Genomic DNA, 5564 nt, shown 5'->3' with positions numbered 1-5564 from the left:
CCGCAGACGAGGTACGAAGGCTGCGACCGGGCAACGCCTGTAAATCCGTAGCCTTCTGTTCGTCTGATACACAGAGGCGCTGGATATACGACGGCTGCGCCGCCGGACGCAGCCTCGCAGAGCTCGTCAGCTGCTACGGAGTGTGTGTTGATGCAATCGTCGCAAACGCTAAGAGCACGGTGTGGCAGGCAAGCACTGTTTACGACGGCTGCGCCGCCGATCGCAGCCTTCGTGCCTCGGCAGCGGCTACAGGTCGTGTGTTATTGGACGCACAGCTCTGCTGTTGTAGCCGTTGACGAGTAGAACGAGGCTACGTTCGACGATGCAATCGTCGCAAACACTGTGAGCACGGTGCGGTTGGCAGCACCGGATTGAATGGTTTTACGATGGCTGCGCGCTGCATTGAATACAAGGAAATCGAAATGTCGGTATTACCCGAACTGGAAGCGTTTTTGGAACTGGCTGAATTCAGCCGCATGACCGGCAAGAGCCAGCCGATGCATGAAATGACCCCGGCGCAGGCCCGCAGCGAGTTTGAACTCAGCTCGCCCGTGTTTGACGTGCCGGTGCCCGAGATCGACAGCTACGACGTGCGTATCCCGGCGCGGGACAACTTCAGCCTGGCGGCGCGGCTGTATCGGCGCCCCGATCTGGAGATCAATCCCTTGCCGGTGGTGGTGTACTTTCACGGCGGTGGCTATGTGATCGGCAGTCTCGACAGCCATGATGCCCTGTGCCGCCGGTTAACCGCGGCGGGGCAATTTGCTGTGCTGGCCGTGGAGTACCGGCTTGCTCCGGAATGGGTGTTCCCCACCGCCGTGCATGACGCCTGCGATGCGGTCAACTGGCTGCTGCATGATGGCGCCAAACACGGGCTGGATGCATCGCGGGTGGCCTTTGCTGGCGACAGCGCGGGCGGCACCTTGAGCACCGTCTTATCGATTCTGGCAGTGCGTGACCCGCAGGAAGTGGCCATCGTACCGCGTGCGCAAGTGCTGCTGTATCCGGTAACCGATGGCAGCTGCAAGCGCGGCTCCCATGCCGCGTTTGCAGAAGGTTACTTGCTGGAAACCGCGAGCATGGACTGGTTCTATCGACACTACACCCGTCATGAAGCTGACCTGCATGACTGGCGCATCTCGCCGTTGCTGACGCCAGACCTGAGCGGGTTGGCCCCGGCGCTGGTCTACCTGGCAGGGTATGACCCGTTGTATGACGAAGGGTTGGCGTATGCCGACAAACTCATGGCGGCGGGCAATGCGGTGTTGTTGCTGCAAGAACCCGGCATGACCCACGACTTTATGCGCATGAGCGGGCTGCTGGAGGAAGTGGCAGGCATTCATGGGCGGGTGGCGGGGTGGCTGGATGAGCAGTTGTCTATATGACCTTGTGCTTCCCCCCAATCCTCTTCGCGAAGGTGAGGATTGGGGGCGGTTTCCTCAGGGGCTTTAGTTGAACGTGATCTGCGCAATCAACCACACATTGGCCGTGCTGATCACAGCAAACAGAAACCACGCCAATAAACGTGTTGGCAGGCGGTTGGCAAACGGCCCCATCAGTTTTTTATCGCTGGTCATGCGGATCAACGGGTACAGCGCAAAGGGCAGTTGCAGGCTGAGAACTACCTGACTGAGGATCAACAGTTTGCCCACGGCATCGTCACCCATCAGCCATACCCCCACAAAGGCGGGTATCAACGCCAGCCCGCGGGTAATCAGGCGTCGTTGCCAGCAGGGTATGCGCAAGTCCAGATAGCCTTCCATGATCACTTGCCCGGCGATGGTGCCGGTGAAGGTCGAGCTTTGTCCGGAGGCCAGCAGCGCCACGCCGAACAAGATGCTGGCCATGGCCCCGCCTACCAGCGGGTCGAGCATGCGGTATGCGTCCTGAATTTCGACAACGTCGGTGTGGCCCGTGTGGTGAAAGGCGGCGGCTGCCAGTATCAAGATCGAGGCGTTGACCAGCAGCGCTAGTGCCAGTGAACCCATGGTGTCGATGCGCGACAGGCGCACGGCGTCCAGTTTGCTGGCGTAGTCCTTGCCCGTCAGGCGGGTTTGCACGATGGAGCTGTGCAGGTACAGGTTGTGTGGCATGACGGTGGCACCAATGATGCCGATGGCGATGTACAGCGGCGCCGCGTCGTTGATGGCTGACAGTGAGGGTTTGAACCCTTCGAACACGTCCGGCCAGTACGGTTTGATCAGCACCAGTTCGACAAAGAAGCACGCGACAATGGTCAGTACCAGCGCCAGCATAATGGCTTCCAGGCGACGGAACCCTTTGCCCTGCAAGGCCAATATAAGCAGGGTGTCGAAGGCTGTCAGGGCGATGCCGAAGGTCATCGAGCACCCGAGTAACAAGTGAAAGGCCAGTGCACAGCCGAGCACTTCGGCCAGGTCGGTGGCGATGATCGAAAACTCTGCCAGCAGCCATTGCACCCGCGCAGAGCGCTTGCTGTAGCGCTCGCGGCTCAGTTGCGCGAGGTCGCGCCCAGTGGCAATGCCCAGTCGCGAGCACAGGCATTGCACGGTCATGCCGGCCAGGCTGGCGAGCAATACGACGAACAGCAGGTTGTAGCCATAACGCGATCCCGCTTCGATCGCCGTCGCCCAGTTGCCGGGGTCCATGTAGCCGATGCTGATCAGCAGGCCGGGCCCGGCAAAGCGCAGAACGCGTTTCCAGAATGGCGCGCTGGGGTCGACAGGGATGCTGCCGCTGACTTCGGGAGGGCAGAAGGGCGCGGTGGCGATTTTCGGCAGGCTGAATTTCAAGCGCGTGCTCCGTTACTGAGGGGCGGGTAAGCGCACGGGCGTGAGCAGCGGTTGGCCGCTGAAGAACGCTTGCAGGTTCAAGACCACGAGTTGCACGGTGTCTTGGGCCGCTTGCGGCGACTGCCCGGCGATGTGTGGGGTCAAGACCACATTGCTCAGCAGTTTGAGCGCGTCGGGCACGCGCGGTTCGTCATCGAATACATCCAGTCCGGCACCGGCGATGCGGCCTTCGGTCAAGGCTGCAACCAGTGCGTGCGTGTCGACCACGCTGGCACGGCCAATATTGATCAGGTAGCCCTGTGGCCCTAACGCTTCAAGTACCTGCTGGTCTACCAGATGGTGCGTCGCCGGGCCACCGGGGGCGGCCACGATCAGAAAATCTACCGCTCCCGCCAGTTCGCGCACACTGGGCTGGTAGGTGTAGGGCACATCGGACCGGGGTTGGCGGTTGTGGTAGCTGACGCTCATGTCAAAGCCGTTAGCGGCACGACGGGCAATGGCCAGCCCCACGGCGCCAAGGCCGACAATGCCCAGCCGCTTGCCTTCAAGGGTAGGGCACATGGGCTTGAGCCATTCGCCACGCCGAACGCTGGCGTCTGCCTGGGGGATGCCGCGTACCAGTGCCAGCAGCAGCGCCATCGCATGGTCAGCAACCGTCGGGGCATTGGCACCCGCGCCATTGGTCACGGTGATTGAACGATTGCTGGCGGCCTGCAAGTCGACATGTTCATAACCGGCGCCAATCACGCAGATGATTTTCAAGTGGGGCAGGGCGGCGATTTCAGCGGCGTACAAGCCCAGCGGGCCGCGGGTCAGTACGGCGTCAATACGCTCGCCTTGAGTAGCAATGGCTTCGGCGCGACTGGCCGGGGTCGGCGCGCGAATCAGTTCAAAACCGGCCTGCTCCAGCAGGGGCAAGTAATCGTTTACCGCTTCAACCAGCACCAGCACAACGCGGGACATACCTGTCTCCAGCCAAGAAAAGTCGAGAAAGGCCTGAGATTAACACTGCTGTCGGCAGCTTTTCCCTGTATCAACTCGATACAAGTACGCTATTTCTGCTTTTTTCAACCGTGTGGCAGTTGGGTCAAGTCTCGCGCTGGAGCCAAGCCGGGTCGGCCTGTTACCATTCGCCCTTTGTTTTATCTCCAGTTCGAGACCGCCCATGACCACCGTTCGCACGCGCATCGCGCCATCGCCTACCGGCGACCCTCACGTCGGCACCGCTTACATCGCTTTGTTCAACTACTGCTTTGCCAAGCAGCATGGCGGCGAATTTATTCTGCGTATTGAAGACACCGATCAGTTGCGTTCGACCCGCGAGTCCGAGCAGCAGATCTACGACGCCTTGCGCTGGTTGGGTATTACCTGGAGCGAAGGCCCGGATGTTGGCGGCCCGCACGGCCCTTACCGTCAAAGCGAGCGCAGCGACATCTACAAAAAGTACACCCAGCAACTGGTTGACATGGGCCACGCCTTCCCGTGCTTCTGCACGGCCGAAGAGCTTGACCAGATGCGCGCCGAGCAAATGGCCAAGGGCGAAACCCCGCGTTACGACGGTCGTGCCTTGTTGCTGTCCAAAGAAGAAGTTGCCCAGCGTCTGGCGGCAGGCGAACCCCACGTGATCCGCATGAAAGTGCCGACCGAGGGCGTTTGCGTGGTGCCTGACCTGCTGCGTGGCGACGTTGAGATCCCGTGGGATCGCATGGACATGCAAGTGCTGATGAAGACCGACGGCTTGCCGACTTACTTCCTGGCCAACGTGGTCGATGACCATTTGATGGGCATCACTCACGTATTGCGTGGCGAAGAATGGCTGCCGTCGGCACCCAAGCTGATCCTGCTTTACGAATACTTCGGCTGGGAACAGCCGCAGCTGTGCTACATGCCGCTGCTGCGTAACCCGGACAAGAGCAAGCTATCCAAGCGCAAGAACCCGACCTCGGTCACGTTCTACGAGCGCATGGGTTTTATGCCCGAGGCGATGCTCAACTACTTGGGCCGCATGGGCTGGTCGATGCCGGACGAGCGCGAGAAGTTTTCGTTGCAGGAAATGGTCGATAACTTTGACCTGAGCCGTGTGTCGCTGGGCGGGCCTATCTTTGACGTCGAGAAGCTGTCGTGGTTGAACGGTCAGTGGTTGCGTGATTTGCCGCTGGACGAGTTCGCCAGCCGCGTTCAGCAATGGGCCCTCAACCCTGAGTACATGATGAAAATCGCACCGCTGGTGCAGGGCCGTGTCGAAACGTTCAGCCAGATTGCCCCGCTGGCCGGGTTCTTCTTCTCGGGTGGCTTGCAGCTGGATGCTAAGCTGTTTGAGCACAAGAAGCTGTCCAACGAGCAAGTGCGTCAGTTGATGCAATTGATCTTGTGGAAGCTGGAGAGCTTGCGTCAGTGGGAAAAAGACGCCATCACCGGCTGTATTCAGACGGTGGTTGAGTCCCTTGAGTTGAAGCTGCGTGATGCGATGCCACTGATGTTCGCTTCGATCACGGGCCAGGCCAGCTCGGTGTCGGTACTGGACGCGATGGAGATTCTGGGGCCGGACCTGACCCGCTTCCGTCTGCGTCAGGCGCTTGACCTGCTGGGTGGTGTGTCGAAGAAAGAAAACAAAGAGTGGGAAAAGCTGTTCAACGCAATCGGCTGATACGCGTTGAAACACCCGTAGCAGCTGCCGCAGGCTGCGTCCGGCGGCTTAGCCGTCGTAAGTTCTAATTCCGGGGTTTTACTGAAAGTCCGCGAGTTCAGGGTTTGCGATCGCTGCGCAATCGGACGCAGCCTGCGGCAGCTGCT

General features: G+C 60.2%; 4 protein-coding genes. 2 read left to right on the top strand and 2 right to left on the bottom strand.

Going from position 1 to position 5564, the window contains the following annotated elements; translation table 11 throughout:
• Nucleotides 1-422: 422 nt before the first annotated feature.
• On the top strand, nucleotides 423-1385 hold the full coding sequence (locus ACI7MX_RS14580) for an alpha/beta hydrolase (RefSeq protein WP_405589498.1): 963 nt from the start codon (nucleotides 423-425) through the stop codon (nucleotides 1383-1385).
• Nucleotides 1386-1448: 63 nt separating this feature from the next.
• Here ACI7MX_RS14580 and ACI7MX_RS14575 read toward each other — a convergent pair whose 3' ends face one another.
• Together ACI7MX_RS14575 and ACI7MX_RS14570 are read right to left on the bottom strand one after the other, a co-directional pair.
• Nucleotides 1449-2771: an Nramp family divalent metal transporter gene (locus tag ACI7MX_RS14575; RefSeq protein WP_405589361.1), complete on the bottom strand. Its 1323-nt coding sequence runs from the start codon at nucleotides 2769-2771 to the stop codon at nucleotides 1449-1451.
• A 12-nt stretch (nucleotides 2772-2783) separates the two neighbouring features.
• Nucleotides 2784-3734: a 2-hydroxyacid dehydrogenase gene (locus ACI7MX_RS14570; RefSeq protein WP_405589364.1), complete on the bottom strand. Its 951-nt coding sequence runs from the start codon at nucleotides 3732-3734 to the stop codon at nucleotides 2784-2786.
• Nucleotides 3735-3936: 202 nt separating this feature from the next.
• Between ACI7MX_RS14570 and gltX the strand changes: the two genes are divergently transcribed.
• Nucleotides 3937-5418 (top strand): glutamate--tRNA ligase, encoded by a 1482-nt coding sequence (gene gltX / locus ACI7MX_RS14565; RefSeq protein WP_122785636.1) that lies wholly within the window; start codon nucleotides 3937-3939, stop codon nucleotides 5416-5418.
• Nucleotides 5419-5564 lie beyond the last annotated feature (146 nt).

This window comes from Pseudomonas sp. 2024-210 (genome assembly GCF_045062345.1).
Lineage (GTDB): Bacteria > Pseudomonadota > Gammaproteobacteria > Pseudomonadales > Pseudomonadaceae > Aquipseudomonas.
This window is presented reverse-complemented; position numbering and strand designations above follow the sequence as displayed.

Coding starts and splice junctions, on each gene's coding strand:
- ACI7MX_RS14580 (WP_405589498.1), top strand. CDS start 423: ATGTCGGTATTACCCGAACTGGAAGCGTTTTTGGAACTGGCTGAATTC.
- ACI7MX_RS14570 (WP_405589364.1), bottom strand. CDS start 3,734: ATGTCCCGCGTTGTGCTGGTGCTGGTTGAAGCGGTAAACGATTACTTG.
- gltX (WP_122785636.1), top strand. CDS start 3,937: ATGACCACCGTTCGCACGCGCATCGCGCCATCGCCTACCGGCGACCCT.